27 protein-coding genes are annotated in these 25,602 nt (G+C 42.7%); 14 read left to right on the top strand and 13 right to left on the bottom strand.

From position 1 onward, the window contains the following. The first annotated feature begins 198 nt into the window (after positions 1 to 198). From B4Q04_RS18950 to B4Q04_RS18935, 4 genes are read left to right on the top strand one after another with little or no spacing between them, the layout of a single operon-like run. The gene (locus B4Q04_RS18950) at positions 199 to 783 is read left to right on the top strand and encodes an RNA polymerase sigma factor (protein WP_013991894.1); all 585 of its coding nucleotides are present in this window, start codon (positions 199 to 201) and stop codon (positions 781 to 783) included. Between the two features lie 3 nt (positions 784 to 786). Then, the gene (locus tag B4Q04_RS18945) at positions 787 to 1,344 is read left to right on the top strand and encodes a hypothetical protein (RefSeq protein WP_088697729.1); all 558 of its coding nucleotides are present in this window, start codon (positions 787 to 789) and stop codon (positions 1,342 to 1,344) included. Continuing rightward, a complete protein-coding gene (locus tag B4Q04_RS18940) occupies positions 1,325 to 2,416 on the top strand; it encodes a hypothetical protein (protein ID WP_088697728.1) in 1,092 nt (363 codons plus the stop codon). Before B4Q04_RS18945 ends, B4Q04_RS18940 begins: the two co-directional genes overlap by 20 nt. A 34-nt stretch (positions 2,417 to 2,450) precedes the next feature. Continuing rightward, complete coding sequence (locus B4Q04_RS18935) at positions 2,451 to 3,173, top strand: head GIN domain-containing protein (protein WP_088697727.1); 723 nt, start codon at positions 2,451 to 2,453, stop codon at positions 3,171 to 3,173. Between the two features lie 43 nt (positions 3,174 to 3,216). Here the strand turns inward: B4Q04_RS18935 and B4Q04_RS18930 are convergent, their stop codons facing one another. From B4Q04_RS18930 to glgB, 4 genes are all read right to left on the bottom strand, one after another. Next, positions 3,217 to 4,542 carry an MFS transporter gene (locus B4Q04_RS18930; protein WP_088697726.1) on the bottom strand — a complete coding sequence of 442 codons (1,326 nt, stop codon included), beginning with the start codon at positions 4,540 to 4,542 and terminating at the stop codon, positions 3,217 to 3,219. Between the two features lie 66 nt (positions 4,543 to 4,608). Next, on the bottom strand, positions 4,609 to 5,421 hold the full coding sequence (locus tag B4Q04_RS18925; protein ID WP_013991899.1) for a M48 family metallopeptidase: 813 nt from the start codon (positions 5,419 to 5,421) through the stop codon (positions 4,609 to 4,611). Positions 5,422 to 5,456: 35 nt separating this feature from the next. After that, positions 5,457 to 7,856: a glycoside hydrolase family 31 protein gene (locus B4Q04_RS18920; protein WP_088697725.1), complete on the bottom strand. Its 2,400-nt coding sequence runs from the start codon at positions 7,854 to 7,856 to the stop codon at positions 5,457 to 5,459. A gap of 100 nt (positions 7,857 to 7,956) precedes the next feature. Beyond that, the gene (gene glgB / locus B4Q04_RS18915) at positions 7,957 to 9,858 is read right to left on the bottom strand and encodes a 1,4-alpha-glucan branching protein GlgB (protein WP_013991901.1); all 1,902 of its coding nucleotides are present in this window, start codon (positions 9,856 to 9,858) and stop codon (positions 7,957 to 7,959) included. A gap of 197 nt (positions 9,859 to 10,055) precedes the next feature. Between glgB and B4Q04_RS18910 the strand changes: the two genes are divergently transcribed. The 5 genes from B4Q04_RS18910 to B4Q04_RS18890 all read left to right on the top strand — a co-directional run bounded on the left by B4Q04_RS18910 (position 10,056) and on the right by B4Q04_RS18890 (position 13,808). Further along, complete coding sequence (locus tag B4Q04_RS18910; RefSeq protein ID WP_088697724.1) at positions 10,056 to 10,601, top strand: dihydrolipoamide dehydrogenase; 546 nt, start codon at positions 10,056 to 10,058, stop codon at positions 10,599 to 10,601. 170 nt (positions 10,602 to 10,771) lie between these two features. Continuing rightward, complete coding sequence (gene msrB / locus B4Q04_RS18905) at positions 10,772 to 11,275, top strand: peptide-methionine (R)-S-oxide reductase MsrB (protein ID WP_013991904.1); 504 nt, start codon at positions 10,772 to 10,774, stop codon at positions 11,273 to 11,275. Positions 11,276 to 11,330: 55 nt separating this feature from the next. Next, positions 11,331 to 11,858 (top strand): DUF1572 family protein, encoded by a 528-nt coding sequence (locus tag B4Q04_RS18900; RefSeq protein ID WP_088697723.1) that lies wholly within the window; start codon positions 11,331 to 11,333, stop codon positions 11,856 to 11,858. 164 nt (positions 11,859 to 12,022) lie between these two features. Next, positions 12,023 to 13,414, top strand: a complete 1,392-nt coding sequence (gene lpdA, locus B4Q04_RS18895; RefSeq protein ID WP_013991906.1) for a dihydrolipoyl dehydrogenase — start codon at positions 12,023 to 12,025, stop codon at positions 13,412 to 13,414. A 103-nt stretch (positions 13,415 to 13,517) separates the two neighbouring features. Beyond that, the gene (locus B4Q04_RS18890; RefSeq protein WP_013991907.1) at positions 13,518 to 13,808 is read left to right on the top strand and encodes a DUF3817 domain-containing protein; all 291 of its coding nucleotides are present in this window, start codon (positions 13,518 to 13,520) and stop codon (positions 13,806 to 13,808) included. 17 nt (positions 13,809 to 13,825) lie between these two features. Here the strand turns inward: B4Q04_RS18890 and B4Q04_RS18885 are convergent, their stop codons facing one another. The 3 genes from B4Q04_RS18885 to B4Q04_RS18875 form a co-directional block, all read right to left on the bottom strand. Beyond that, positions 13,826 to 14,344 carry an outer membrane beta-barrel protein gene (locus B4Q04_RS18885; protein WP_013991908.1) on the bottom strand — a complete coding sequence of 173 codons (519 nt, stop codon included), beginning with the start codon at positions 14,342 to 14,344 and terminating at the stop codon, positions 13,826 to 13,828. 179 nt (positions 14,345 to 14,523) lie between these two features. Continuing rightward, on the bottom strand, positions 14,524 to 14,940 hold the full coding sequence (gene aroQ / locus B4Q04_RS18880; protein ID WP_013991909.1) for a type II 3-dehydroquinate dehydratase: 417 nt from the start codon (positions 14,938 to 14,940) through the stop codon (positions 14,524 to 14,526). A 93-nt stretch (positions 14,941 to 15,033) separates the two neighbouring features. After that, positions 15,034 to 15,621 (bottom strand): porin family protein, encoded by a 588-nt coding sequence (locus B4Q04_RS18875; protein ID WP_158499711.1) that lies wholly within the window; start codon positions 15,619 to 15,621, stop codon positions 15,034 to 15,036. A gap of 243 nt (positions 15,622 to 15,864) precedes the next feature. On the opposite strand from B4Q04_RS18875, the gene xerD reads away from it, so the two are divergent. Then, the gene (gene xerD / locus B4Q04_RS18870; protein WP_088697722.1) at positions 15,865 to 16,761 is read left to right on the top strand and encodes a site-specific tyrosine recombinase XerD; all 897 of its coding nucleotides are present in this window, start codon (positions 15,865 to 15,867) and stop codon (positions 16,759 to 16,761) included. Between the two features lie 12 nt (positions 16,762 to 16,773). On the opposite strand, the gene B4Q04_RS18865 is transcribed toward xerD, so the two are convergent. Further along, positions 16,774 to 17,274: a hypothetical protein gene (locus B4Q04_RS18865; RefSeq protein ID WP_088697721.1), complete on the bottom strand. Its 501-nt coding sequence runs from the start codon at positions 17,272 to 17,274 to the stop codon at positions 16,774 to 16,776. Positions 17,275 to 17,496: 222 nt separating this feature from the next. Between B4Q04_RS18865 and B4Q04_RS18860 the strand changes: the two genes are divergently transcribed. Beyond that, positions 17,497 to 19,191 (top strand): glycoside hydrolase family 13 protein, encoded by a 1,695-nt coding sequence (locus B4Q04_RS18860; RefSeq protein ID WP_088697720.1) that lies wholly within the window; start codon positions 17,497 to 17,499, stop codon positions 19,189 to 19,191. On the opposite strand, the gene B4Q04_RS18855 is transcribed toward B4Q04_RS18860, so the two are convergent. Further along, the gene (locus B4Q04_RS18855; protein WP_088697719.1) at positions 19,176 to 20,501 is read right to left on the bottom strand and encodes an NAD(P)/FAD-dependent oxidoreductase; all 1,326 of its coding nucleotides are present in this window, start codon (positions 20,499 to 20,501) and stop codon (positions 19,176 to 19,178) included. The two genes, B4Q04_RS18860 and B4Q04_RS18855, sit on opposite strands and share 16 nt — an antisense overlap. Positions 20,502 to 20,827: 326 nt before the next feature. On the opposite strand from B4Q04_RS18855, the gene B4Q04_RS18850 reads away from it, so the two are divergent. Together B4Q04_RS18850 and B4Q04_RS18845 are read left to right on the top strand one after the other, a co-directional pair. Next, positions 20,828 to 21,322 (top strand): RNA polymerase sigma factor, encoded by a 495-nt coding sequence (locus B4Q04_RS18850; protein ID WP_013991915.1) that lies wholly within the window; start codon positions 20,828 to 20,830, stop codon positions 21,320 to 21,322. Positions 21,323 to 21,326: 4 nt separating this feature from the next. Beyond that, positions 21,327 to 21,977, top strand: coding sequence for a hypothetical protein (locus B4Q04_RS18845; RefSeq protein ID WP_013991916.1), 651 nt, complete (start codon positions 21,327 to 21,329; stop codon positions 21,975 to 21,977). Here the strand turns inward: B4Q04_RS18845 and B4Q04_RS18840 are convergent. Together B4Q04_RS18840 and B4Q04_RS18835 are read right to left on the bottom strand one after the other, a co-directional pair. Beyond that, positions 21,974 to 22,789 carry a lysophospholipid acyltransferase family protein gene (locus tag B4Q04_RS18840; RefSeq protein ID WP_013991917.1) on the bottom strand — a complete coding sequence of 272 codons (816 nt, stop codon included), beginning with the start codon at positions 22,787 to 22,789 and terminating at the stop codon, positions 21,974 to 21,976. The genes B4Q04_RS18845 and B4Q04_RS18840 overlap by 4 nt on opposite strands. Before the next feature lie 25 nt (positions 22,790 to 22,814). After that, on the bottom strand, positions 22,815 to 23,459 hold the full coding sequence (locus tag B4Q04_RS18835; protein WP_088697718.1) for an NUDIX hydrolase: 645 nt from the start codon (positions 23,457 to 23,459) through the stop codon (positions 22,815 to 22,817). Here B4Q04_RS18835 and B4Q04_RS18830 point away from each other — a divergent pair. Then, a complete protein-coding gene (locus tag B4Q04_RS18830; RefSeq protein WP_236631050.1) occupies positions 23,458 to 24,171 on the top strand; it encodes a peptidylprolyl isomerase in 714 nt (237 codons plus the stop codon). The genes B4Q04_RS18835 and B4Q04_RS18830 overlap by 2 nt on opposite strands. Positions 24,172 to 24,184: 13 nt before the next feature. On the opposite strand, the gene B4Q04_RS18825 is transcribed toward B4Q04_RS18830, so the two are convergent. Together B4Q04_RS18825 and B4Q04_RS18820 are read right to left on the bottom strand one after the other, a co-directional pair. Beyond that, entirely contained in the window at positions 24,185 to 24,802 is a 618-nt protein-coding gene (locus tag B4Q04_RS18825; protein WP_013991920.1) for a trimeric intracellular cation channel family protein, read from the bottom strand. Positions 24,803 to 24,862: 60 nt separating this feature from the next. Continuing rightward, positions 24,863 to 25,579 carry an RDD family protein gene (locus B4Q04_RS18820; protein ID WP_013991921.1) on the bottom strand — a complete coding sequence of 239 codons (717 nt, stop codon included), beginning with the start codon at positions 25,577 to 25,579 and terminating at the stop codon, positions 24,863 to 24,865. Positions 25,580 to 25,602 lie beyond the last annotated feature (23 nt).

Genomic DNA, 25,602 nt, shown 5'->3' with positions numbered 1-25,602 from the left:
TCAATTGCGGTCATTCTGTCATTTTATTGACAGAACCCTTAGTTATCTATTTACATCATATTCATCAAAAGCGCCTTACCTATTGGCCAAACAAAGCCTAGCGCCTTTTCTATCGCTCCATAATGGTCAATTCTTATGCCAGACCGAAAAAACCACGGCGAAATTATTTTTATGACAAACTGTAACAATCCATACCTTATGATCATCTATAAAGAAACCATTCACTTTTTGAGCCAACAAAGAGAACATATCGATACATTGTTACAACAGTGTCTTGACGGGAACCAAAGTGCCCAGCTTGAAGTTTATAACCGCTATTACAAAGCCATGTACAATACGGCTTTGCGGATTATAAAACAAAGCGATGAAGCCGAAGACATTATGCAGGAATCGTTTTTGAACGCGTTCACGAAACTGCACACATTCAAAGGTGAGGTCACATTTGGTTCTTGGTTAAAACGGATTGTAATCAACAACAGTATCTACCATTACAGAAAACGTTCAAAAAAGAACGAGGTTGCCCTGGAAGATGTGTTACACAAGGTCGAAGACAATGAAGTAGATGCTAGCGGCCCCCATGAGTTTACGGAACTGAAGGCTCAAAAAGTGATGGAAACCATGAAGCGGCTTAAAGACAACTATCGAATTTCTTTGACCTTATATCTTATTGAAGGTTATGATTATGAGGAGATTTGCGAAATAATGAATATGAGTTATGCCAATTGCAGAACGACTATTTCAAGGGCCAAAGAAAGCCTTAGAAATAAATTGATACAAGCTTGACCTATGAAAAAAGATAATATAGACCACCTTTTTGAACACCTGAACGGTTCATTTGACCATGAAACCCCGGCAGCAGGCCATGAACTGAGGTTTCTTCAAAAATTGAACGCCCAAAAGGGTTCGATCAGTTTGAAGACCCAAAAAAGAACATGGTACAGGCCCATGGGCATTGCCGCCTGTTTACTGGTACTCCTTGCGCTCGGAATAGGCCTTTTTCGGCCCGAGCCCTCCTTAGAGGAAAAAGTGGCCAAAATATCACCGGAGATTTCAAGAACCGGATTTTATTTCGCCAGCCTGATCGAAGAGCAGGTAAACGAGCTACAAAACGAAACCTCCCCCGAAACAAAGAAAATCGTAGATGACACTATGGTTCAGCTCAATAAATTGGAAGCCGATTACAAACAACTGGAAGAAGACCTTATCAATGGGGGCAATAGCAAGGCCATTCTAAGCGCCATGATTACCAATTTCCAGACCCGCATCAATCTTTTGGAAGATGTTCTCGACACCATTGAAACTATTAAAAATTTAAAAAAATACGATGACAGCACAACAATATAAAACCTTAGTCCTTTTGTTTTTGACCCTACCCCTCTACTTGTTTCCCCACGAGGGCAAGCTCAAGGGGCGCTACACCAAGGAAAAGACCATCAAGAAAGAATTTGAGGTCAACAGCGATGCCCTCTTGGAGGTCAACAACAGCTACGGAAACCTTAATATCACTTCTTGGAACGAGAACCGCATCCTCATAGAGGTACATATCAAAACGAGCAGTAACAACGATGAAAAGGCCCAAGAAAAATTAGACCAAATTTCCGTCGATTTCGACGCCAGCAATAGTGTTGTCTCGGCAAGGACCATATTTAACGACCACAAAAGTAGCTGGGGTTGGAGCTGGGGAAAAAGCAGCAATGTAAACATGCAGATCAACTACACGATCAAGCTACCGATAAAGAGCAGTGTAGACCTTGACAACGACTATGGCAGCATAAACCTCGACCGAATAGACGGACACGCCAAAATAAGTTGCGATTATGGCCGCTTGGATATCGGAGAGCTCAGGGGCCGGAACAACCAATTGAATTTTGATTACACCTCTAAATCAACTATTTCATATATAAACAGCGGAAAAATATCGGCAGATTACTCGGGGTTCAATATAGCGAAAGCCGGAAACCTGACCATAAGTGCCGATTACACCAATAGTTCGGTCGAACAAATGGAAAACCTGCAATATTCGAGTAATTACGGTAAGATTGAAATAGGCGAAGTCAAAAACGTACAAGGTTCGGGAGATTACATCAATGTACAATTAGGAAGCGTTCACGGCAACCTCGATATTTCGGCCGACTATGGTTCCCTAAAAATAGGCCGTTTATCGGAAGATGCGGGCAACGTAGAGATCAGGGCCGATTATACCAGCATAAAAATTGGCTATGCCCCCGATTATCGATTTAATTTTGAAATCAAAACCTCATATGCCGGAGTGAGCGGTATAGACGATTTTGAAATCAATATCAGGGAAGAAAAAAACACAAGCACCTATTACAAGGGCTTTCACGGCTCGTCACAGGGAACTAATTCGCTTTCTGTCGTGAGCGACTACGGAGGCATCTCATTCTTTAGAAATTAACACATCATCAAAATCATATTTAAAACAGAAAGTCATGAAAAATTTAATCTTAGTAAGTGTAGCCTTCATAAGTTTTTCCTGCTCGGCACAATGGGGCAAGAGCGTTAAGGGCAACGGCCACATGGTCAGCATAGAACGCACGGTCGGCAACTATGACGCCATTGCCGTATCGGGCTGGTTCGATGTTGACCTCGTAAGCGGAAGCGAGGGCGAACTGACCATCAAAGGCGAAGAAAACCTATTGAAACATATCATTACAAAAGTAGATCACGGCAAGCTGGTCATCAAGGTTGAACGCGGTGTAAACCTAAAACCTTCTTTACGCAATAAAAGCATACAGATAAAAGTGCCGGTAGAAAGTATAGACGCCCTAAGTCTATCGGGTTCGGGCGACATTGTAGGCCATATCCCCCTAAAGACACCTCAACTCAAAACATCGATGTCGGGTTCAGGCGACATTACCCTTGACGTAGATACGGATACCCTGACCGCCACCATGTCGGGGTCCGGCGATATGAACCTCTCAGGAAACACCCATCATTTTGAAGCCAGTATTTCAGGTTCGGGCGACATCAAGGCCTACGAGCTGGAGGCCGATATCGTGGAAGCCACGGTTTCGGGATCGGCCGATATCAAGGTCACGGCCAATGAAAAATTAAAGGCAAGGGTTTCAGGCTCGGGAGATATCAGCTATCGCGGCAACCCGAAAAAGGTAGACAGCAAAGTATCGGGGTCGGGCGACATTTCAAAAGAATAACACATCAAAAAACGAGTATAACAGTCATCGATCAAGCCTCTTTTTAAGAGGCTTTTTTATTGACCCGTGTCAAGAGAATCATCCCCACTAGAAAAAACAGTCCCAAGAAAATAATTGAATACCTAATGCTTCCCGTAAGCTGTGCAATGTACCCATAGCTCAACATCCCGATAACAATCCCTATTTTTTCGGAGACATCGTAAAAGCTAAAATAAGAAGTGGTATCTACCGCGTCTTCCGGCAAGAGCTTAGAATAGGTTGACCTAGAAAGGGACTGTATACCCCCCATCACAAGACCAACGGCCGAAGCCGTGATATAAAATTCCATCGGCGTCGTAATCGTATAGGCAAAAACGCAAATGATGATCCAAATAACATTTAATACAATCAATGTATTGATATTCCCAAAACGCGTTGAACAACGTGAGGTTACGTAAGCCCCTAAAACCGCAACGATTTGAATCAGCAAAATACTCACAATGAGTCCCGTAGTGGAATCGGTCTTGCCCCAATCAAGTTCTTCTATACCAAAATACGTAGCCACCAACATAATGGTCTGCACGGCCATACTGTATACAAAAAATGCCCCCAAATACCTTTTTAACGGTATATTGGCCTTGATCTTTGACCAAATCAATTTCAATTCCTTAAACCCGTTGAACAGAATATCCTTGGTAAAATTTTCCTTTTTATTTCCTTTTGGCAAGTGGTAGTAGGTATACTGACTAAAACCGATCCACCATAAACCGGTCAGTACAAATGAAAGCCGGGTCGGTGTAGATTCATCCTCAAAACCGAAGGTGTCAAACTTTAAGATCATCGCCAAACAAATAACCAAAAGCAATACACTACCGATATAGCCCAAAGAATACCCTTTGGCACTAATGGCATCTTGCTGTTCGGGAAAAGCAATATCGGGCAGATACGAGTTATAGAATACCAAGCTCGACCAAAAACCGATCAATGCCATAAAATAACACAGCAAACCAAACCAAAGGTGGTCCATATTAAACCAATAAAGTCCGATAGACGAGAAGGCCCCCAAATAGCAAAAGAATTTCATGAACATTTTCTTGTTCCCTACATAATCTGCTATCCCACTTAAAAGCGGGCTCAAAAAGGAGACCATCAAAAATGCGGCTGCCGTCACATAACTGATCAAAGTATCGTTATTAAAATCGATGCCCAAGAAACGGACCGTGTCGTCAAGCACTTTACCGTCTTCGTCTTTCACCAAAGTGAGTGCCCCATAAAAGATAGGAAATATGGCAGATGAGATTACCAGGTTGTAAACTGAATTGGCCCAATCATAGAAAGCCCAAGCATTCAGGAGTTTTTTACTTCCTTTTGGAAGGATAGTTTTTGGCATAATGGTATCAATAAAAAAACCGTTCCTTTTTAAGAACGGTTTTAAATATACAATAATTGCAATTATTTACTTTTGAAACGAGGTTACCCCAAACTTCTTGGCCTCGGCCCTGGCCGCTGGCGCCCATTCCGTAAGGTTATTGATCCTTGTATCGTTCGACGGGTGGGTACTCATAAACTCAGGTGGAGCCTCTCCCCCACTGTTGGCCTTCATTCGCTTCCACAGTTCAGCAGCTTCTGCGGGGTCATACCCTGCAATGGCCATAATCTGTAGACCGATACGGTCCGCTTCGGTTTCATGGCTTCGACTAAAAGGCAACATCACCCCCACTTGGGAACCAACAGCATAAGCTTGATTGAACATATCTCTTTTTTCAGGGTCTTGTATGGCGACGCTACCGGCCACAGCGCCCAATTGCTGCAATGTACCGGCACTCATACGCTGTGCCCCGTGATCGGCCAAGGCATGAGCCACCTCATGACCCATTACCACGGCAATACCTGCCTCTCCCTTACAAATGGGCAAGATACCGGTATAAAAAACAATTTTCCCGCCGGGCATACACCAAGCATTGACCGTTTCGTCATTTACTAGGTTATACTCCCATTGATAATCTTTGAGATAACCCGAATAACCATTGGCGGTCAACCATCTTTCCGCAGCAGACGATATGCGCTGGCCTACCTTCGTGATCATTTTAGCATCGGCCGTATTCTCTACCACCTTGTTTTCCGTCAAGAATTGATCATACTGGGCAAATGCAGTCGGAAAAATTTGACTGTTTGGATAAAAATTCAATACTTTTTTACCTGTAAACGGATTCGTTTTACAAGCTGCTACCCCTAAAAACAGGGCAAAAACTAAAATTATCTTTCTCATTATGGTCGTGTTTAGATCCGTAAAATACAAAAATCTTATTTTGCGGTAATACGCAATTGAGTAAAGTCTTTGTTTACGATTATAATATTCCCCCCATTCGGCATAACGTCTTCAATAGCCACTTTTTCGTTGTCGAGCTGAACCTCTCCTATTTTGAACGGGAGTCCGTGTAACTTGATCTTAAACGTTTCATAGCTTGTAATGAAGGCCCCATCCTTAAATTGTTGAATGGTCAATTCATTTGTCTTACCTAAAAGCTTAAAGTTTCTCAAGCTATATTTTCCGTTTTCGTAAGCATAACCATCACCTGCATCTTCATAAACGGTAGAGTTTTCGGCCCCTTCCGCAAAATAAACATCCAATACCAGCTCTTCGATCTCAAGCTCGCCCACATACTGCTGTACAGGGTATTTTGGAATAATGGCCCCGGCCTTTATGAACAAGGGTATCTTATCGATGTCGGCAACGACCCATTTTTCTTTTCCACCCTCTACGACCTCATCGTTCCAAAAATTATACCAATTGCCACGAGGAATGTACATTCTTCGTCCTTTTGCATTGGGCTCTTGAATCGGGCAGACCAAAATCTGCTCCCCAAAAATAAACTCATCGGTTCTGAAATGGGTCTGTGTATCTTCTTGGTCGTAACATACGATAGGAAGCAACATCGGGGTGCCTTCTTTTGAGTACCTCCAGAACATCGTGTAGAGATAAGGCAATAATTCGTACCTCAATTCGATGAACTTTCTAACAATATCGGTGATTTCCTTTCCAAACGACCAAGGTTCCTGGTCGCCGTGATCCCCACTGGAGTGTACCCTACAGAAGGGGTGGAAAATACCCAATTGGATCCATCGGGCAAAAAGTTCGCCGTTGGGTTGCTCGGCAAAGCCCCCTATATCGGACCCAACAAAGGAATAACCACTCATACACATTCGTTGCATCTGTACATTGGCGATCCACAAATGTTCCCACGTAGCTACATTATCTCCCGTCCATGTCGAGGCAAAACGCTGTGTACCCGAATAAGCGGCCCTAGTGATGACCAAAGGCCGTTTGGGGTATACATATCTTTTGACCCCTTCGTAGGTCGCCCTTACCATTTGCATTCCATAAACATTATGGGCCTTCCTATGGCTACTGGGGTGGCCGTCGTAATCATGACGGGTATCGAGCGGAGCTGTCTTTGTAGGCACCTCCATAACCGCAGGTTCGTTCATGTCGTTCCAAACGGCATGAACGCCTATCTCGGCCATAAATTCTTTATAGAGTTCGGCCCACCACTCGCGAACTTCAGGATTGGTAAAATCAGGGAAGTTACATTCCCCTGGCCAAACCTTACCTTTCATTCTTGGGCCATCGGCACGCTTACAGAAGTAATCGTTTTCAACCGCTTCCTGGTATACCCAGTAGTCTTTATCTATTTTAATACCCGGATCGATCATGACCACCGTCTTAAACCCATCTTCGCTAAGTTCATTGATCATACGTTTCGGATCGGGAAACCTGGTCTTGTCCCAAGTAAAACACCTAAATCCATCCATATAATCGATATCCAAATAAATGGCATCACAGGGAATTTTAAGATCCCTGAACTGCTTGGCTATATCTTTTACGTTACTCTCTGGAAAATAGCTCCATTTTGACTGGTGATAGCCCATAGCCCATAAAGGAGGAAGCTCTGGCGCCCCGGTCAGGTTTGTATAGGCCTTGACCACTTTGTGCATTTCGGGGCCATAGAAGAAATAGTAGTTCATTTCTCCCCCATCGGCCCAGAAACTGGTAGTGGAACGACGTTCATGGGCAAAATCGAAATCGGTTCTGAAACTGTTGTCAAAGAAAATACCATACGATTGGCCATTATGTAGGCCAATGTAAAACGGTATCGCTTTGTAAAGTGGATCTTGGTCTTTACCGTAAGCATATTGATCGGTAACCCAGTTACAAACCCTTTTCCCCTTAAGGTTACTGTGCGTAGCCTTATCGCCCATACCGTAAAAGCTTTCGGTATTTTGGGTGATCTTGCTCATTTTAACGGTGTTGCCCCCGTATTCGTAGTTCTCCTCCCAATGAAAACCCAATTCGTCTTCATTGATGATATTACCCTTGAGATCCGATACTTGGGTACGTAAGGTTTTCTTATCTACAAGCACCTTGAGCCTTGCGGTCTCAATAATATATTCCGTTTGGTTCTCCGTACAATCGAGATGACTGTATCCCCGACTTGCGTTAGGATCTACCGCATATGAAAAATCAGGTTGAAAGGCATGCTCGGTAGCATATCTGAACCTGATCGTTCTATCTTGAATTACGGTAATTTCTAAGACCACTCCGTTTTCAGTGGTAAAATAGAATTTATCTTTATCCCTCACATAATCTACAATATGATTTGGATAGAGATTCCCTTTATATTCTAGCTCAGTATTGGTTATCATGTATTGAGTATTTAAAGACTAACAAAAAAAAGACTTTAAACCTTAATAACGAAATGATTTTACATCCATTTACGAACTATTATCATTATAATAGGCCCGACTATTGAAAAATAACAATCCCCAATGGCGGAATGGTCATTTCTACCGATTGTTCACGCCCGTGCCAAACCTTTTTCTGAATGGCCGATATATTGGGCTGAACGCCCGACCCACCGTACTTTTCGTCATCACTGTTCAAAATAACTTTCAACTTTCCAGAAGATTTGGGTATACCCACCCTGTAGTTTTCCCTTAGAACCGGGGTAAAATTACAGGCGATGAATATATCGTCTTTGGTGTCATGCCCCCGTCGAATATAGGTCAACACCGAGTTTTCATGGTCTCCGTAATCGATCCACTGAAAACCATCGGGACTGAACTGTTTTTGGTACAGGGCCGGAAAGTCCCTATACACCTTGTTCAGATCTTTTATCAATTCTTGTACGCCCGAATGCACTTTGTACTGGGTAAGATGCCAATCTAACCCCTTTTGAAAGTTCCACTCGCTGGTCTGCCCAAATTCGCCCCCCATAAAAATAAGGTTCGTACCCGGGTGCGTAAACATATAACCGAACATCAAACGCAGATTGGCAAAACGCTGCCATTCATCACCTGGCATACGATACACCAACGATTGTTTGCCATACACCACCTCATCGTGCGAAAAGGGTAGCATAAAGTTTTCGGTAAAGGCATAGGTCATACTGAACGTAAGATCGTTCTGGTGGTGTTTTCGGTATATCGATTCTTTTTTAAAATATTCCAAGGTATCGTGCATCCACCCCATCATCCACTTCATACCAAAACCAAGGCCTCCGTACATTACGGGTTTTGACACCCCTGAAAATGCCGTTGATTCTTCGGCAATGGTCTGCACATCGGGAAAACTGCCGTAAACTGCCTCATTAAATTCCCTAATGAAAGACAAGGCCTCAAGGTTTTCGTTATTTCCGTACATATTCGGCTCCCATTCCCCTTCCTCACGAGAGTAATCAAGATAGAGCATAGAAGCCACCGCATCGACACGTAAGGCGTCGGCATGGTAGTGATCCAACCAAAACAGGGCGTTACTGATCAAAAAGGCCCGCACCTCGTTTCTTCCATAATTAAAGATCAAACTCTTCCAATCGGGATGGTAGCCCCTTCTTCTATCTGGATGTTCATACAAATGCGACCCATCAAAGAAACCAAGGCCATGTGCATCCTCAGGAAAATGAGAAGGAACCCAATCCAATATCACTCCTATTTCAGCTTGGTGCAATGCATCTACCAATAATTTAAAGCCTTCAGGGTCACCGAATCTTGAAGTCGGCGCAAAATATCCCGTTAACTGATAGCCCCATGAAGGATCGTACGGGTACTCCATTATCGGCATGAATTCAATATGGGTAAAGCCCATTTCCTTAACATAGGCCACTAAGTCTTTGGCCATTTGCCCGTAAGTGAGAAAATTTCCGTCCTTATCGCGTTTCCAAGAACCTAAATGCACTTCGTATACCGAAAACGGGGCATCTAGCGCATTTTTTTTCTTTCGTACGTTCTCCATCCATTTCTTATCCTTCCACTGGTAGTCTTGCTCCCATACGATAGAAGCGGTTTTAGGCGGGTGTTCACAATAACGGGCAAAAGGATCGGCCTTTTCCGTAACGGCCCCATGATTGTTCGAATAGATCTTGTACTTGTAAAGTTCACCCACCCCTATATCGGGTATAAAACCTTCCCAAATACCACTCCCGTCCCAACGAACGTTGAGCATATGCTTTTCATCATCCCAATCATTGAAGTTCCCGATAACGGATACCGAGCGTGCCGATGGCGCCCAAACGGCAAAATAAGTTCCTTTGACCCCTTCAAATTCTACAAGGTGGGAACCTAATTTTTCGTACAATCTAAAATGCTTTCCCGACTTAAAAAGATCAATATCAAATTCGGAAAAAAGACTGAAAACGGTAACTTGCGGCATAGTGTTCAAATATTTTAGGTAGTTAAGACAAATCTAAGCAACTTTACAAAAAAAGCTTTAGCTTATTGTCGATTAACTTTGAATCGATAATTCAATGTTACAAATAAAAAGATACGAATAATATAAAAAGTGGAACACTTTTTGAAAACATCTTTTACATTCTGCCAATATGGCTCATCTTATTAAATTACGGAATTATGAAAAAAACACTTCTTTTACTCGGCACATTTGTTACCCTATTCTTTATTTCATGTGAAGGCCCAACAGGTCCTCGAGGATATGACGGACTTGATGGCCGTGAAGCCCAAGTTTTTGAAGTAGACGATGTAGATTTTAACTATATCGCCGAAAACAATTTATACGAAACCATTCTCGTCTTTGAAGATTTCACCAGTTTCGAAGTCTTACCAAACGACGCCGTGCTCGTATACCAATACGATAGAACGGTTGAATTTGAAGACGGCAATTTAAATGATGTTTGGAATTTAATCCCACAGACCTTCTTTTATGAAGAGGGCAGTATTCAATTTGTACCGGGGCACACCACAAAAGACGTAGAGATCCTTATCACAGGAAACTTCGACCTTTCCGACCTGAGCACCGATATTACCCAAGGACAGATTTTTAGGTTCGTGATCGTTCCCGGACAAGCGGCCGCCAAAATGGATAAAAGCAGTATCACCGCCGTAATGGGCAGCCTTGGCCTTACCGAAGAGGATGTTAAAAAAATGTCCTTGAAGTAAAGCGCTTCCCCCATTTCAGAAAAAACAAGCCCCGTTCTAAAAAGTACGGGGTTTTACTTTTTGGCAAGGAAACGAAAATCGACCCTAAAACTTAAGGCAAATACCATTAAATTTGAAAGGAAGAGCCGTATGGCCCGTCTAAGCCCTAACATCTTAATATCACGGATACCATGTATAAAAATATAATTTTCGGACTCTGCCTCGTATTTATCGGATGCAAGGGCAACAGTCAAAAAAAAGAAACCGCCGGGCAGACCGCCCCAAAAAAAGAACAGCGTTTTAGCGTTGTAAAAACGGAAGCGGAATGGCAAAAGGAATTGACCGAAGCCGAATTCTATGTTCTACGAAAGGCGGCAACCGAAAATCCCTTCAGCAGCGATTTGTTGGAGAACAAAGAAGAAGGCACCTATGTATGCGCGGCCTGCGGTACCGAGCTGTTCAAGAGTAGTACCAAGTTCAAATCAGGTACGGGTTGGCCCAGTTTTTACGAAGAAATAAAAGGAAACGTTGCCTATGACGTAGATTACAAAATCGGTTACAAACGAACCGAGGAACATTGCGCGACCTGCGGAGGCCATTTAGGACATGTTTTTGAGGATGGACCGGAACCAACGGGACTAAGACATTGCGTTAACGGCGTGGCCCTCGATTTTGTTCCCGCCAAAAAAGATTGACACCAAAGGTAGCATATAGATCATAGGATGCTATGGCACAAAGACAAATGACGATATGAGCTATCAAGAACACTTTTTAAACAGCGCCATTTCTGAATTTCGGAAATATAAGGGCATGGGCGACAAAACCTTTGCCCAGCTATCCGACGAAGACCTCTTATGGCAGCCTAGCGAACACTCCAACTGCATTTCACAGATCGTCAAACACATGGTGGGCAACATGCTCAGTAGGTGGACCAACTTTCTCACCGAGGACGGGGAAAAATCGTGGCGCAATCGCGAAAGCGAATTCGAAGCCCCCTACATGACCAAAAGCGAAATGTCGATCGCCTGGGAAGCGGGATGGCAATGCCTTTTTAACGCCTTGGACTCCGTGTCTCCGGAAAATTTCGACCATCCGATAAAAATAAGAAACGAAAGCCACAGCATCGTTGAAGCCATACATAGGCAACTGGCCCATTATAGTGGCCATGTAGGGCAAATTGTATTACTGGCAAAAATACGAAAGGGCGAAAACTGGGTTTCCCTTTCCATTCCCAAAGGCGGCTCGGAGCAGTTCAACAGAACCATGTTCAACAACTAAGCTGTTACGCACACCACAAAATGTTGGTTTTACACTATACCAAACTTGTCCTTTTTAGCACTAGACTTCAATTTTCGTATTAATCTTTCCGTTTGGTTTTGTACTTTTGCACCTGCTTAGCTAAGGCGGGCTTTTAAATTTAGAACAGCAAAAAAATAAAAAATATGAGCAATTTCGATGTTATTGTTTTGGGTAGCGGACCTGGAGGATATGTTACCGCCATTAGAGCCTCACAATTAGGTTTTAAAACGGCCATTATCGAGAAAGAAAGTTTAGGTGGTGTTTGTTTGAATTGGGGTTGTATACCTACCAAGGCATTATTGAAATCGGCTCAGGTTTTTAATTATCTAAAACACGCGGAAGATTACGGCCTTTCCGCTGAAAATGTAGATAAGGATTTTGATGCCGTAGTAAAGAGAAGCCGAGGCGTTGCCGAAGGTATGAGCAAAGGTGTTCAGTTCTTGATGAAGAAGAACAAAATCGAAGTCATCAAAGGCTATGGTACCTTAAAGGCCGGCAAAAAGGTTTCTGTTAAAGATGCCGATGGCAAAGAAACCGAATACAGTGCCGATCACATTATCATTGCTACGGGTGCCCGTAGCCGCGAATTACCTAGTTTACCCCAAGATGGTAAAAAAATTATTGGGTATCGCGAGGCTATGACCTTAAAAGAACAACCAAAATCAATGGTTGTTGTAGGTAGTGGTGCCATCGGTATTGAATTCGCCTATTTCTATAACGCCATGGGTACGGAGGTAACCGTAGTAGAATATCTACCCAACATTGTTCCTGTTGAAGACGAGGATATCTCAAAACAATTAGAGCGCAGCCTAAAGAAATCGGGCATAAAAATAAAAACCTCTGCAGAGGTTACTTCTGTTGACACTTCCGGTGACGGCATAAAAGCAACCGTAAAAACGGCTAAAGGCGAAGAGGTTATAGAGGCCGATATCGTTCTTTCCGCCGTTGGTATCAAAACCAATATCGAAAACATAGGTCTTGAGAATGTTGGCATTTCTACCGACAGAGACAAAATATTAGTAAACAATTACTACCAGACCAACATACCAGGTTACTACGCTATTGGCGACGTAACCCCAGGTCAGGCCTTGGCTCACGTTGCCTCTGCCGAAGGTATTCTTTGTGTTGAAAAGATTGCCGATATGCATGTTGAGCCTTTAGATTACGGCAACATTCCCGGATGTACATATTGTTCTCCCGAGATTGCATCCGTAGGTCTTACCGAAAAACAAGCAAGGGAAAAAGGATTGGATATCAAAGTTGGTAAATTTCCTTTCTCGGCCAGTGGTAAAGCAAAAGCAGCTGGTACTCCTGATGGTTTCGTAAAAGTTATTTTTGACGCCAAATATGGTGAGTGGTTAGGATGCCACATGATCGGTGCCGGTGTAACCGATATGATCGCCGAAGCCGTTGTAGCCAGAAAACTTGAAACTACCGGCCATGAAATCTTAAAAGCGGTACACCCTCACCCAACAATGAGTGAAGCCGTTATGGAAGCTGTAGCTGCCGCCTACGACGAGGTGATACACCTGTAATAGACAGAATAAATTACCAATGGGCCTATAAGACCGTGTCGAACACGTCTCATAGGCCCATTATTACATCTTTAAACGAACTTATTTAAAAAATCCATTCCGTATGCTAAGTTTTTTTCGGGTTATAGCTATTTTAGAAGGTATCTCTTATTTGGCCCTATTCGCCGTTACCATGCCGTTAAAATATTTGGCAGATTTACCCATGCCCAACAAATATGTAGGGTATGCACACGGCGCATTGTTCATCGCCTATATCATTTTGGCGGTTGTTCTTTGGATGGAAAAAAAATGGAGCCTCAAAAAAGGAATCATCCTACTTGTAGCTTCCCTCCTTCCCTTTGCCACTTTCTATGTGGAAAAAAAGTACTTGAACGAAGACGCTACATTGGCATAAAATTCCCTTCCGCCGAATTACCTGAAATGTCTTGCAGATAAAAAGGTATAGACAAAGCCCATGGTAATGGTAGACCAGGTACTATCATTTATCGTGATACCTGTGTACGAAAAGTTGAGTTCCGATGTTGGCCCGACTTGGAAACCTATTTGTGGTCGGTAGTAAAATCCGCCATCGTTTCCTTTGTTCAAACCAAAGGCATTTCCAATATCCCCTCCAATAGAAAAAGTTTTTGCCGGCCACAATCTAATCGAAGCCGCAAGTGGTAAAAACTGAACGCTAGGGTAGTCAATAGTAACATTCTGCCCCGTAAACGTTTCGGCAAAGCCGTGAATGATACCTGCTTTTACCCCTAAGTCAAATACTTTGTTCGGAGCCCACATATAGCCTACATCGGCACCGATAACAACACTAACATAATCGTTGTACTCTCCAAGCGGCATACCAGCTTGTGCCCCGATTTTAAAGCCTTCTTGGGCAAATAGTGAAATACAGGAAAAAGTCAGGGTCAGGAATAAACAAAAAGATTTGATCATGGCAATTTAAGATTTGGTTTGTTTGGATCGCTTTATAAGCTAGAGGCTAAACGAAGGTTTTTATCCTTTTGTTGCAACAACAAACCAAAAATCGATGTGCGACAAACGATGAAACGCTTTCAAATAAGTTTCCCTTAAACCAAAAAACTGCCTAAAACAGGTCTGAACAAGCCATTAGGCTATTTTAAAAAACTCTGAATGGCCAAATCATAGCTCTGAAGACCAAAGCCAAGAATCACCCCTTTTGCAACGGGCGAGATGTAAGATACGTGCCTAAATTCTTCGCGCTTATGGGTATTGGAAATATGGACCTCCACCACAGGTGTCGTAACCGCCTTTATAGCATCGCCAATACCTACGGAAGTGTGCGTATAGGCTGCGGCATTCAAGACAATACCGTCATAAGAAAAACCTACTTCCTGTATTTTCCCAATAAGTTCCCCTTCTATATTCGATTGAAAATATTCGAGCTGAACGTCTTTGAACTTAAACTGTAAATCAGCAAAATAATCTTCAAAAGTTTTGTTACCGTATACCTCTGGTTCGCGCTTGCCCAACAGATTCAGGTTAGGGCCGTTGATAATGATTAATTTCATATTCCAAAAATAAACTTTTTAATGTGATTTTTACTCCGGACAATGAAAAACGGCCGCTTTAGGCGGCCGTTATATTTATATGGGTCTTGTCAATTACAGGAAGTATACGGCCCCTATCGACACTCCGGCATTATAGGCTTTGGTAATTTCCAATACTTTGGAAAGCCCTAGACCTATTCTAAGCTGAAAATAGAAATTTTCATCCATTCGGTAACCGCCCCCTATGTTCAAGCCCAATTCAAGAGACTCGGTATCTTGTGACTGAAGGTCCTCTTCCCAGTTATCCGCCAAGAGCAAACCTACTTGAGGCCCCAGCTCTACCGCTATTTCATCGGTAATATGGTATTTTCCCATAACCGGTATTTGCAAATAGACCAAATTGGCATTGGAAGGCCCTAAATCGGCACCTTGTAAAGAAAATAACAACTCTGGCTGCACATAAAAATCATCCATAACAGGTATTTCTACCACACCTCCGACATAAGCCCCCACCCTGGCCGAAATGCCATCGAACTCACTACCACGCCATGTGGTGAAATTGATTCCGGTTTTTCCCCCGAAGGAAATATCTCCTGTATTCATTCCTCCCGACGGGCCGGTACCCTGAATTACGGTTTGTGCAACGCTACTTTGTACTCCAAAAAAAACTAACGCCAGAATAGCGCAAAACTTAATTTTCATGATTACAATGGTTTTTGTGAACGCTATTTTCATTAGTCGTCACCCCTTATTTTTACAAAAAAAAACAGACTTTAAGACCAAGGCAACAACAACGAAAACTAGCATTGGTTCGTTATTATATCGTAACCAAAGATAGAAAACTTTATATACTGTCAGTTATTTAGCTCATTTTTTGATTTTAATTTTTACATCCCCTTATAAAAAACGGATTGCCGTAAACCCTGCAATGGTTAACTTTACCCTATGAATTGGCATGAAGCGCTTCAAGACTACCAACATTACCTAAAAATAGAACGGGGCCTATCGAAAAACTCGATTACCAACTACACTTTGGACATTACCAAGCTCATGGGTTTTCTAGATGCGAGTTCCTTAAGCGATAGCCCTGTAAAAATCAAAAAGGAAGTTTTACAGCAGTTCGTCTATCAGGTGGCGAAGACCATGAACCCAAGGTCACAGGCACGTATTATATCAGGACTCAAAAGTTTTTTCAACTATTTGGTTTTTGAAGACTATAGGAACGACAATCCGATGGACCTGATCGAATCACCCAAGATAGGACGCAAACTACCGGATACCCTATCGGAAGATGAGATCAACGCCCTAATCGAAGCAATAGACCTTTCAAAACCCGAAGGCGAGCGGAATCGTGCCATGCTCGAAACACTCTACGGGTGCGGACTCAGGGTATCGGAACTAATCAACCTTAAAATCTCTGACCTGTTTTTTGAGGAAGACTTCATAAAGGTGACAGGTAAAGGAGACAAACAGCGTTTTGTTCCGATTAGCCCCGTCAACAAAAAATACATTACTATTTACAGAAAGGAGATACGGGTTCACCAAAACATTCAAAAGGGGTTTGAAGACATCCTTTTCCTAAACCGTAGGGGGCGACAGCTTACCCGTGCTATGGTCTTTACCATCATCAAACAACTGGCGGTAAAAATAGACCTAAAAAAAAGCATTAGCCCCCATACTTTCAGACATTCATTTGCCACGCACCTCTTACAAAACGGGGCCGATCTAAGGGCCATTCAACAGATGTTGGGGCACGAAAGTATTACCACTACCGAGGTGTACGTACATGTAGACCGCACACACCTGACCGATGTCATGAACAAATACCACCCGAGAAAGTAGAGGGCATTAAAATTAAATTTTGCTTTTTATCGACAACAAACTCGGCATTCCGTAAGTACCTATATTCGATTTATTGAAGTTCAAATCGTGATTAACTTCCATCATCACATTTTTATTGATGTCGTAGCCAACACCGTTCGTCATGATATAACGTGGCCTGGGTGCATTTGCACCATGCTTATCCAATTCCCGTTCCATTGCAGCCCCGTTTACGAAGTACAGCCTATCGCTAACATAATTTTTTAGTCTCACCGATACCTTTTGAACATCAAAGGTCCTATAGGTGTCATAGTAATTCTGTAGCTCAACCATGAATTTTTCGTCAAATTCATAGCCTATCAAAAACTCCGAGTGCATTTCATTATCCATAAAAACCGGATAAGAATATGCACTTGTATTGAAGTTCGAATTTTCCGTAAGGGGTTCAACACCCTGTAGTGTCTTTTCGGGAGTTTGACACTTTCCAATGGCTACAATAAAAAATATGAATGCAATTCTGATCAATGTAATCATAGCTTGGTTTTGTCATTATAAATATAAGCATACCCCGGGCCAAAAATGGCTGATTTTGACAATTTTAACCTTTGGGTGAAGCCCAAAAAAGCACCTCATTTTCACTTTAAACGCTGTTTTACAGGAAATTTATAAACCGAAAACGTTGTAGTTTAGCCCCATACGCCTACCCCCTCTTTTATTGAATCTACAAGTTCTATATTTAAAAAATAAATAAAGCACATGTACGAAAACACCGAACGAAAATGGTGGAAAGAAGGTATAGTCTATCAAATCTACCCAAGAAGTTTTCAAGATACCACCGGTAACGGTATTGGCGACCTACAGGGCATCATTAAAAGACTCGATTATATAAAAAGCCTAGGTGTCGATATCATTTGGCTGAATCCCGTTTACACTTCCCCCAACGACGATAACGGCTATGATATTTCAAACTATAGGGATATTATGGGCGAGTTCGGAACCATGGAAGACATGGACGAGCTTATGTCCGAAATGAAAAAAAGGGACCTACGCCTGGCCATGGACCTTGTTGTAAACCACAGTAGCGATGAACATCAATGGTTTGTTGAATCGCGAAAATCAAGAGACAACCCTTACCGCGACTACTATCATTGGTGGCCCGCCGAAAAAGGCACTCCCCCAAAACGTTTTAGTTATTTTGACATAGACAGCAATGCGTGGAAGTATGACGTACCTAGCGATTCATATTACCTACACTACTACTCGGCCAAACAACCCGACCTCAAATGGGAAAACCCCAAAGTAAGGGAAGAAGTCTACGACCTTATGAAATTTTGGTTCGACAAAGGCATAGACGGTTTCCGTATGGATGTGATTTCAACCATTTCAAAAGACACCGATTACCCCGAGCTTCCTGAAAAGTACAAGGGCGATTTTATTCCGTACTACGCCGAAGGCCCCCACTTGCACGAGTACCTGCAGGAAATGAATGAAAAAGTTTTGAGCAAGTATGATGTCATGACGGTTGGCGAGGCTCCCGGTGTTCGAAAAGAACAGGCCTTGGACTTTGTTGACGAAGACCGAAACGAACTCAATATGTTCTTTCATTTTGACCTTATGGGCCTTGACCGTGAACCCGGGGAGACCTTTAAGATGAGAAAAGAACCTTGGAAACTCACCGAATTTAAACGGATATTCACGGAATGGGACGAAGTCTTTGTCAAAAAAGGATGGGGAAGCCTTTACTTAAACAACCACGATTTCCCCCGCAGTGTCAGCCGTTGGGGAAGCGACTCTAAGGCGCATTGGAAACACTCGGCCACCCTATTACAAACCTTTCTGCTCTCAATGCGCGGAACGCCCTATTTTTTGTATGGAGAGGAAATAGGAATGACCAACATAAAATTTGACCGTATAACCGACTATCAAGACATTAACACCCTGACCCGCTACGAAAGCATAAAAAAGTCCGGCGGTGACCTGGAAGCTTTTATCAAAAACGAAAAAGATGCCGGAAGGGACAATGCCCGAACTCCCATGCAATGGAATACCGAGCCCCATTCGGGCTTTACCGTAAAAAAACCTTGGTTAAAGGTGAATGAAAATTACAAGGAAGGTATCAACGTTGCAACACAAGAATCGGATAAAGACTCGGTACTCAATTACTTCAGGAACATGGTTCAAGTGCGAAAAGACCATCTCGGACTAGTCTATGGCACCTACCGCTTATTGCTTAAAGACAACGAAAAGGTATATGCTTATGCCCGGGAATGGCAAGGGGAACAATTTTTAGTCCTCCTCAACTTTTCAACCGAACCCAGTTCGGTAAGCATAAATGAATTTTCATTTGAAAAGGCACGCCTCATCATTTCGAACAATCAGGCCGAAAACACCCAAATCGGAAACAATTTTGAACTAGCCCCTTATCAAGCTTCGATCTATAAGGTCTTTTGATTTTTGAACAAAGAATAATCACGCTGATAGGGACGTATGATCAATCGTGCCTCCCTATCAAAGCGTACATAATTGTAGACCCAGTTTACAAAAACCACTACCCTGTTTCTAAACCCGATAAGAAAAAAGAGGTGTATGAACATCCATACGAACCAGGCAAAAACCCCTTGAAACTTATAATGTTTTAGATCCACCACGGCCTTGTTTCGACCTACCGTGGCCATGCTACCCTTGTCTTTATACACAAAAGGCTCCATGGCTTCGTCATGAACCAAACGCAATAGGTTTTCACCCAGGTTACGCCCCTGTTGAATGGCAGGCTGCGCCATCATCGGGTGCCCTTGAGGGGTAGCGTCTGTCTGCATACAAGCTATATCGCCAATGGCAAAAATACGATCATGACCGATCACTTGATTAAACTCATTAACCTTTAAACGGTTGCCGCCCGCTAGAATTTCCTTGGCATCCAGCCCGGCGATAGGCACGCCTTTTACCCCGGCGGCCCACACCAAAGTGGCCGCTTCAAACTTCAGTTCCGTTTTTGTCAAAGCCGTTTTACCATCATAAGTGGTAACCCGTGTGTTTTTCCAGATATTGACCCCAAGGCTTTCTAGAAAATCCTCTGCCTTTTTCGAAGCATTATCGCTCATTCCCTTCAATATCCGGTCCCCCGATTGCACGAGGTTGATCTGCGCCCTACGGGTATCTAGATCCGGATAATCTTTAGGAAGGATCCCTTTCTTGATTTCGGCCAAGGCACCGGCCAGCTCCACTCCCGTAGGTCCGCCCCCTACGATTACGAAATTCATCAACGCATCGCGCTCATGCAAATCATCGGTCAATAGTGCTTGTTCAAAATTCTCGAGTATAAGACTCCTAAGGTTCAACGATTGCGGAATGGTCTTCATGGCCATACCGTTGAGCTCAATTTCGGTATTGCCAAAAAAATTAGTGGTAGAACCTGCGGCAATGACCAAATAATCATAGGACAACTGACCGATATTGGTAACGATAACCTTTGATTCGGGCCTCACTTGCTGTACTTCGGCCAAGCGAAAGTAAAAGTTGCTGTAGTCTTGTAAAATCTTCCGGATCGGATAAGCTATGGAGTCAGGCTCAAGCCCTCCCGTGGAAACCTGATACAGCAAGGGTTGAAACGTATGGTAGTTGTTTTTGTCAAGAAGCACGACTTGCACTTCTTTTTTTTTGCTCAATTTCTTGGCCAAGGCCACTCCCCCGAAACCACCACCAACAATTACGATACGCGGTAGACTCAATTTAGGGATGTTAAGTGCATCTATATCTGACATATTCCAAAATATGGGCAAAATTAATCATTCAATACTTACCCCACGGGCAAACCACAGGTTTTATTCCTTTAGGACAAATTAAAACGTAAGAAATTTCATTTCACTATGTAGTGAAATAAAGTTTATTTAACTTTAACTAAAATTCAAAATTGTAATCTCTAAAATTAATCATATCCACTTGACAGTATCATATCACCTTAAAAATCAATGATCTTGATTCCATTTTCAAAAACAATATCTTCAATCACAGCTTAAAATAACCAAATTGACGCTGTAACAATTAATCCTTTAGTGCTACTAATAGTCTAACAACCTACCAACTTGGAGTGAACAAAGAACTGGAACATCAATTTGTTACGGAGCTTGAGAACAATCAAAACATTGTTCACAAGGTTTGCACATTGTATACCCATGATAGGGATTCGCATAAAGACCTGTTTCAAGAAATTACGATACAGCTCTGGAAAGCATACCCTAAATTCAGGGGCGAATCGAAATTCAGTACGTGGATGTACCGTGTAGCGTTGAATACGGCAATTACCCTGTACCGAAAGTCGAAAAGACGTGTTCAGACCCAAGATTATGAGTCCGTAATCTTTAAGATAAAAGCCGACGAATACGACAGTACGGAAGAAGAACAGTTAAAGCTCATGTACAAGGCGGTAAAGCAACTAGGCGATATAGACAAGGCCTTGGTCTTTCTATACCTAGAAGACAAAGACTATCGCGAAATAAGTGAAACCCTCGGTATCAGCGAGGTAAATGCACGAGTGAAGATGAATAGGATCAAGACAAAATTAAGAACGATATTGAATCCTTAAGGATATGATGGACGAACTGGAACTTTTAAAGAAAGACTGGCAAAAGAAGAACGACCAGCTTCCTAAGTTGACCTATAACGAAATACATAAAATGACATGGAAGAAATCCTCTTCCATTGTTAAATGGATACTGATTATCAGCATCCTAGAAATCATATTACCCAATTTACTGTACCTGATTCCTTCCTTTAGGAAAAGTATGAGCATTTACGATAACACCATTGTAGACCAATGCTTCGTCGCCATGACCGTCATCTACTACCTGGTAGTATTCTACTTCGTTTTCCTCTTTTACAAAAGATATAAGGAAATATCGGTTCTCGATAGTGCCAAGGGTCTGATGCGAAAAATTATCAAAACCCGAAGAACGGTAAAATATTACGTAATTTTCTCATTATCCACCATACTCATATTTATAGGCCTGGTAATCATAGGCATCTATCTCAACGATAGTTTTATGGATAACTTTTCGGAAATGGCCGCAAATACCAAAGACGTTTCCCCTGAAAAGTTAAAGACCACCCTAATGGTATCAATGGCGATTATAGGCGTAGTCATGATAGCGTTTTTCGGCGGGGTATACTTTTTGCTCTACGGACTACTCTTGCGCAAGCTCAAGCGCAACTACAAAGAACTAAAAAGACTTGAAATCTAAACTTTATGCCGATTACGGAACCTTCGGAGTTCGTTCTCTTCTTCGTAGGCCATGAGGTCTTCCTTGGAAATAACCTTTAAAAACGATGGGTGCTGTTCAATGGCATACTCCAATTTTTCGATGATGGAGTCGAAAGATTCGTTCTCGTAATCGATATCCAAGGGTTCCTTGATAACCATAGACTGTAGAATTCCCTTTTTCTTGATCCGGAGTCCTTTTTTATCGAAGGAACGTCTAAACCCGTCAATAACTACGGGAACGACAACGGGCCTATATTTTTTGATGATGTGTGCGGTACCTTTTCTCAGGGGTTTCCAAGGCGTGGTAGTACCTTGTGGGAAGGTAATAACCCAACCGTCGTTCAAGGCTTTTCCTATATTGGAAATATCGCTCATTTTCACCTGCCTTTTTACATCCTTACCTTCTGAACGCCAAGTCCGCTCTACACTTACAGACCCTGCATAGGCAAAAATCTTGGTCAAAAGACTTTTCTTCATGGTTTCGGCAGCGGCCACATAGTACATGTTCAACTTGGGTTGCCAAATATAGCCCACGTTCTTGATGTTATTATCGCGGCCCTTGAGACTTGCATTGAATACGTGGAACATAGCCACTACATCGGCAAAATAGGTCTGGTGGTTACTTACAAAAAGAACGTTCTTGTCAGGTAACGACCGAATGATCTCAGAACCTTCGACATCAAGACTGTTAAAGCGCTTGTATCGCGAGTGGGTCATAAGTCCCAAAACACGAATAAGCCATTTTTTCAGAAATAAAATATGCCCGAACGGATTTTCTTTGAATATGCCCATAGATTGCAAAAATACGAATTTACCCCTATAAAACCTGTTGTAACAAGGTCTTGATTTCACTTAGCATCATTCCGGTAGCTCCCCAAACCGTATAACCATTTAATTTAAAGGCAGGTACGGGCACATCGGTCGCATAGGAAGTAGTAAGGTTTTCGGTAAAAACATTGGCGTCGTCCATAAAATCGGCCAAACGGACCTCTACCAATTCCTCTACCTCGGTATCTTGCTTGGTAAAAGGCTCGGGACGCGTGTAGAGCCCCATATAGGGTCGAACCTCAAAATTACTGGGCGGAATGTAAATTTCGGTAAGCGATTTTACAATTTCAATATGATTCGGGTTTACGCCTACTTCCTCATAGGTTTCCCGCAATGCCGTAGCCCTCATATCCCTATCATTTTCCTCTACCTGTCCGCCAGGAAAACCGATTTGGTTGGAGTGCACATCCTTTGGATGGCTCTTTCTCAAAATAAGCAAAAAGCGGGTCAAGTTGACCTCATCAGGATAGAAAAGCGCCATAACGGCAGCTTTTTTGGTGTTTGCCGACTTTTTACGGGCGGCCTGCAAGTCTTCCAGCCTAAATTGAGGGGCCATTTTTAAATGCGAAGCTTCACCGGGTAAGGGTAGATTCTTTATTTTTGGTATTCGTATGGAGAAATCATCAAAATTCATGACAATTAAAAGTTCTTTTACAGTAACAATATTACTACTTATTTTTCTGGCCTCATGTAGGGAAAATCCTAAAGAAAAGGTAAAAACGCCCCCGACCCGGACAGCAAGCAAAAAAGATTCGGTAACCGTAGACACTTCCGAAACGAAAAAAGAAGAGGAATTTGTGCTCACCGAAGACAATGCCATCGATTTTTTCTTCAATTACCAAAAAGACCTAAAAGCCGACAAAGTAAAAATAACTACCCGTTTCGGCAGCTTTACGGTGCAGCTTTACGATAATGTTCCCTACCACAAGGCCAATTTTATATACCTCGCACGCAAAGGGTATTTCGACAACACCCAATTTCATCGGGTGGTGAAGAATTTCATTATTCAAGGCGGCAACTCGGACGATAGGTTAACAGGGCAAAAAAGAAGTAAGATCGGACGGTATCTTTTACCTCCAGACACACGAAAAGGCCACCGCCACCACAGGGGAACTATTTCAATGCCGAGTAGTGAAATAGACAACCCACATATGTTGGCATCGCCCTACGAATTCTTTATCGTGGTCACCGACCCGGGCTCATACCATCTAGACGGCGACTTTACACCCTTTGGAAAAGTCATACAGGGCATGGACGTGGTGGATGCCATTAACCAAGTAGAAACCGGTGATGGCGATTGGCCCTCACAGAACATTTACATTCAAAAAGCAGAGGTCATAGAATAGTCCGTTCAGCAACTTAGCTTTCGATTTTCCTGTAAATATTGGGCAGTGCTATACCGAATTTAACCGCCAATAATCGGGTAACAATGATAATCAGGATGGCCGCAACATAGGCATAGGCACCGTCAAAGGGCAACAGTACCAAAACAAAATAACTGATTCCCCCCAAAATACAGGCGGTAGCATATATTTCCTTCCTTCTGAAAATGACCGGAATTTCATTGCAAAGCATATCGCGAATAACACCCCCAAAACACGCGGTAATGGTACCCAAAGCTATACACATTACGGGCAAGAGATCTATTGCCAAGCCTTTTTCTATACCCAACATCGTAAAAAGGCCTATGCCTATTGTATCGAATAAGAACAGGGTTTTTCTTAAGTATTTCAATTGGCGAACAAAAATAACCGAAAAGATGACCGCCCCGGTAATTACGGTAATGTAGATAGGCTCACGCATCCAAAGTACGGGCGTATTGCCAATGAGCACATCACGAAGGGTACCACCACCCACCGCGGTAACGAAGGCTACGATAAAAATTCCGAACAAGTCGAGTTTTTTGTCCATGGCCACCAAGACCCCGGAAATAGCAAAAGCTATGGTGCCCAAAATATCAATTAGAAAATAAAACATGCATTACAGGGTATTTCTGAGTCAATTCCGTTCACCCCCAGACAAAAGCTATTACCATTTCTAGAGTTGCTGAGTGTAGTAGCTGTAATCCTTGACCACTACATCTACAAAATCAATAGGTTTCATATCGGTCGTAATTTGTGCCACCTTTTTAATTTGATCGCTCAAAGATACGATTACATTATGATTTCCCTTCCGTTTTGCCGATTCGTAAAGCTCTTTAATCGTTTGCATCTCGCTATCTTTAAATACCGTCACTTGGGGAAATTGTGGGGTATAATCCTCAGGCAGGTCACGTAGCAGGGTATCGCTTAACGAAATTCGTTTTTTTTCACTGATTACGGTGGTACCGGCGGCTATATCCCCAACACGCTGACCATTGCCCCGAAACAGAATGGTAAGAACGGCAACACCGCCCGAGCTGAGCACCACATCAATAATCCTTAAGATCCACCGAACGAAATAACTGGAAAAACCGGGCTTTGAACCATCTAACTTTACCACTCGGATCTTCATAAGGGCCTTTCCTACGGTGCGCCCATCGGTAAAAGTTTCAAGGAGCACATAATACAAAAATGCGGGCAGGCTCAAAAGTAGATATAGGGCCCACATATCATTGAAATCCAAATCCATGGCAAGCAACATTACAACAGCAAGTACGGTATAAGCGATGATAACAAAACTATCAACGAGGTAGGCCAACATACGTTCCCCGAGGTGTGCGGTATTCTGGTTTATGGTTATATTTTGGGCCGTTTCTATTTGAAATTGTTCCATAGTTTCGTTTCTTTGGTATAAAC

Source organism: Zobellia sp. OII3, assembly GCF_002211465.1.
In the GTDB taxonomy this organism is placed as follows: Bacteria; Bacteroidota; Bacteroidia; order Flavobacteriales; family Flavobacteriaceae; genus Zobellia; species Zobellia galactanivorans.
The sequence above is the reverse complement of the archived record's forward strand: the minus strand, read 5'-3'. Positions and strand labels throughout refer to the sequence as shown.

What these genes read in the sequence shown, in the direction of transcription:
- msrB (WP_013991904.1), top strand. Translation starts at nt 10,772, where the DNA reads ATGTATAAAAATATAATTTTCGGACTCTGCCTCGTATTTATCGGATGC.
- xerD (WP_088697722.1), top strand. Translation starts at nt 15,865, where the DNA reads ATGAATTGGCATGAAGCGCTTCAAGACTACCAACATTACCTAAAAATA.
- aroQ (WP_013991909.1), bottom strand. Translation starts at nt 14,940, where the DNA reads ATGAAATTAATCATTATCAACGGCCCTAACCTGAATCTGTTGGGCAAG.
- B4Q04_RS18950 (WP_013991894.1), top strand. Translation starts at nt 199, where the DNA reads ATGATCATCTATAAAGAAACCATTCACTTTTTGAGCCAACAAAGAGAA.
- B4Q04_RS18900 (WP_088697723.1), top strand. Translation starts at nt 11,331, where the DNA reads ATGAGCTATCAAGAACACTTTTTAAACAGCGCCATTTCTGAATTTCGG.
- B4Q04_RS18820 (WP_013991921.1), bottom strand. Translation starts at nt 25,579, where the DNA reads ATGGAACAATTTCAAATAGAAACGGCCCAAAATATAACCATAAACCAG.
- B4Q04_RS18945 (WP_088697729.1), top strand. Translation starts at nt 787, where the DNA reads ATGAAAAAAGATAATATAGACCACCTTTTTGAACACCTGAACGGTTCA.
- B4Q04_RS18875 (WP_158499711.1), bottom strand. Translation starts at nt 15,621, where the DNA reads ATGAAAATTAAGTTTTGCGCTATTCTGGCGTTAGTTTTTTTTGGAGTA.
- B4Q04_RS18825 (WP_013991920.1), bottom strand. Translation starts at nt 24,802, where the DNA reads ATGTTTTATTTTCTAATTGATATTTTGGGCACCATAGCTTTTGCTATT.
- B4Q04_RS18860 (WP_088697720.1), top strand. Translation starts at nt 17,497, where the DNA reads ATGTACGAAAACACCGAACGAAAATGGTGGAAAGAAGGTATAGTCTAT.
- B4Q04_RS18890 (WP_013991907.1), top strand. Translation starts at nt 13,518, where the DNA reads ATGCTAAGTTTTTTTCGGGTTATAGCTATTTTAGAAGGTATCTCTTAT.
- B4Q04_RS18840 (WP_013991917.1), bottom strand. Translation starts at nt 22,789, where the DNA reads ATGGGCATATTCAAAGAAAATCCGTTCGGGCATATTTTATTTCTGAAA.
- B4Q04_RS18910 (WP_088697724.1), top strand. Translation starts at nt 10,056, where the DNA reads ATGAAAAAAACACTTCTTTTACTCGGCACATTTGTTACCCTATTCTTT.
- B4Q04_RS18855 (WP_088697719.1), bottom strand. Translation starts at nt 20,501, where the DNA reads ATGTCAGATATAGATGCACTTAACATCCCTAAATTGAGTCTACCGCGT.
- B4Q04_RS18830 (WP_236631050.1), top strand. Translation starts at nt 23,458, where the DNA reads ATGACAATTAAAAGTTCTTTTACAGTAACAATATTACTACTTATTTTT.
- glgB (WP_013991901.1), bottom strand. Translation starts at nt 9,858, where the DNA reads ATGCCGCAAGTTACCGTTTTCAGTCTTTTTTCCGAATTTGATATTGAT.
- B4Q04_RS18935 (WP_088697727.1), top strand. Translation starts at nt 2,451, where the DNA reads ATGAAAAATTTAATCTTAGTAAGTGTAGCCTTCATAAGTTTTTCCTGC.
- B4Q04_RS18845 (WP_013991916.1), top strand. Translation starts at nt 21,327, where the DNA reads ATGATGGACGAACTGGAACTTTTAAAGAAAGACTGGCAAAAGAAGAAC.
- B4Q04_RS18920 (WP_088697725.1), bottom strand. Translation starts at nt 7,856, where the DNA reads ATGATAACCAATACTGAGCTAGAATATAAAGGGAATCTCTATCCAAAT.
- B4Q04_RS18940 (WP_088697728.1), top strand. Translation starts at nt 1,325, where the DNA reads ATGACAGCACAACAATATAAAACCTTAGTCCTTTTGTTTTTGACCCTA.
- B4Q04_RS18925 (WP_013991899.1), bottom strand. Translation starts at nt 5,421, where the DNA reads ATGAGAAAGATAATTTTAGTTTTTGCCCTGTTTTTAGGGGTAGCAGCT.
- lpdA (WP_013991906.1), top strand. Translation starts at nt 12,023, where the DNA reads ATGAGCAATTTCGATGTTATTGTTTTGGGTAGCGGACCTGGAGGATAT.
- B4Q04_RS18930 (WP_088697726.1), bottom strand. Translation starts at nt 4,542, where the DNA reads ATGCCAAAAACTATCCTTCCAAAAGGAAGTAAAAAACTCCTGAATGCT.
- B4Q04_RS18865 (WP_088697721.1), bottom strand. Translation starts at nt 17,274, where the DNA reads ATGATTACATTGATCAGAATTGCATTCATATTTTTTATTGTAGCCATT.
- B4Q04_RS18885 (WP_013991908.1), bottom strand. Translation starts at nt 14,344, where the DNA reads ATGATCAAATCTTTTTGTTTATTCCTGACCCTGACTTTTTCCTGTATT.
- B4Q04_RS18835 (WP_088697718.1), bottom strand. Translation starts at nt 23,459, where the DNA reads ATGAATTTTGATGATTTCTCCATACGAATACCAAAAATAAAGAATCTA.